The sequence below is a fragment of the uncultured Succinivibrio sp. genome (assembly GCF_902756765.1).
Classification (GTDB): domain Bacteria; phylum Pseudomonadota; class Gammaproteobacteria; order Enterobacterales; family Succinivibrionaceae; genus Succinivibrio.
Genome location: NZ_CACVSS010000195.1, coordinates 1 through 2082 on the forward strand (window position 1 = coordinate 1; position 2082 = coordinate 2082).

The 2082-nt window shown below is 38.9% G+C and carries 2 protein-coding genes; both read right to left on the bottom strand.

The features are described 5' to 3' along the window. The coding region (locus tag QZU45_RS12320) for a primase-helicase zinc-binding domain-containing protein (RefSeq protein WP_295355717.1) at positions 1 to 460 on the bottom strand (460 nt) is incomplete at its 3' end. Positions 461 to 514: 54 nt separating this feature from the next. Continuing rightward, on the bottom strand, positions 515 to 1558 hold the full coding sequence (locus QZU45_RS12325) for a lambda-exonuclease family protein (RefSeq protein WP_295355719.1): 1044 nt from the start codon (positions 1556 to 1558) through the stop codon (positions 515 to 517). Positions 1559 to 2082: the final 524 nt, after the last annotated feature.

Genomic DNA, 2082 nt, shown 5'->3' on the forward strand with positions numbered 1-2082 from the left:
CCTTAAACCTGAGACCAAAGGAAAAATCTCCAGGTTTAATTGCCCTATTGTTTAGGTAATTTTCTACTACCGTATCTGCTATACAACTCCCTGTATTCCACAGGTATATAGGATTTACCTTTTTCTTCGGCTCCTCCTGTTTTGGGCTACTATGAACTTCACCGACATCGAACCTTTCACCATTCAAGAAGTTATAAATTTCCTTGCAGGTTTGGGGTAATGTCCAATCATTCAACCACATTAAAGTGGCGATTCCGTCTTTAAAGCAGCCACAGGATGAACAAACTGTTCCTCCGGTTCGGGAAAAATCATTAAAGACTCTGAACCCATCTTTACCGCCATGTACAGGACATGGCGAATGTTTTCTATGATTAATGTTTATCTGCCTTCCGGACAAAGCAGGAATTATGCATTCCCACTTACCTTCAGCCATCAACAAAATATCATTTCTTTTTAGCATAACAACTCCTTTATACAGAAGAAAGCCTCCACTGAAGGAGGCTTAACAGACCAATTAAGCCGCTTTGAAACTCCATCTTATTGATGATTTCTTGCGGAATTGATTCTCGTCTTCAGGAGTTATTAATACTCCTTTTTTGGCTAAGAAAGCCTTGTAGTCAAAACTTCCCTTCGCCTCTGATTTAGTGTAGGTTCCAAATCCTAAGTCAATTTTTGACAAATGATTTTCATTCATTTCTTTTTGGATGATAGAAAATTTTTCGTCGATTTGTTTTTGGATTTCCCTTAACTGGTTCTCCAGATCTCCCTTTTGGGATATCAGAGCTTTTAACTCGTCAAGATCTTGAGTTTGAGTTGTTGCAGAAACCTCTTCAGATTTTGGCTCAGGTTCTGGTGCAGAAGAAGGATCATAGGTTGCGACCTTTATCCAAAAAGTAACTACCTTCGTTAAAAGGGTTCGCAAATAATTTTCATCCCTAGAGATGAAAAATTCCACATACTTCTTCATGCCGTCATCGTCTACTAATGCGCAGCACAAAAATGCCTGCCTAATGCCAGTCACTAACATTTGATACTGGATCTGTACCCAGTATTTCCTGTAGGTTTCAGAACTTATACCCTGCTCTAAAAGCTCAGTAAACGACTTTTCAGTCAAACACTTAACTTCTAGATCAGTTGGTTTTCCGTTTAAATTACATTCCCCATCCAGGGAACATTTAAGAAATGGCAAAACCTTATTCTGGTAGCAGCCAGAATGTTTAACAGAAACATTTCTGTTTGTGGCAAAGAAAGAGATAACAGAGTCCTCGTATAGTACACCTCTTTGGATGTACTTGTTGGAGACAACTTTAGGTTGAACTAACCCAACCTTTTCATTGAAAAGATCAGCTTCTGTTTTGCCAAAATGCTCTCCACGAGCGATTACTACAGCCTCTGTAGCTGTTATCCCCTCCTTACGCCACGCTAGCCATTCCTGACTTCTCTGTTCTAAAGAGACTTCAATAGCTGATGAGTTTAGAACAGCATTAATCATGTTGTCCTTTCTTTCTTCTGTTTCCATGATTTCATGGAGTTTAGAGTAGTACTGTTTGTTTTCCATAATTGACTCCTTGCCTCACGGCAGTTGAACCTCAGATACCTATGGAAAAAAGTATCTTCGGTTTGCAGGCAGCAAATACATGCCTACAACTACCAGGAAAGGAGTTTTGAGCATGTACTGGACATGCCCAGTTAATGAAAATGGCAGATAACTGCCGACCTTATACCACTTACGTAGGGTACTCACGATTTACGTACTGAAAAGTACGAAAAATCCTTACTGCAAAAGCAATTAGAGATTACCTGGAGAAATTTCTAATTGCTCTCGTAGAGTGTTATAGGTGTTATAACAGCTGTAACTCTTTTGCGGCATCATGTCGCATAGACTTTAAAATTATTGAGTGCTGCTATTAAGCAGCTTTGAATCTTTATGGATCTGCAGAACTACATATCCTGCCAGAAGAGATTGTTAAGGCCAAAGCCTCAGTTGATCTGAAAACTCCTCTCTGGAAGAGGAGCTTCCGTTAGCAAATAAAAATATCGGTTATTATTTTACATTATTTAAAATATATTTGTTGAATATAT

Bases quoted from the DNA above. Each gene is read 5' to 3' on its own strand.
- QZU45_RS12325 (WP_295355719.1), bottom strand. From the start codon at position 1,558: ATGGAAAACAAACAGTACTACTCTAAACTCCATGAAATCATGGAAACA.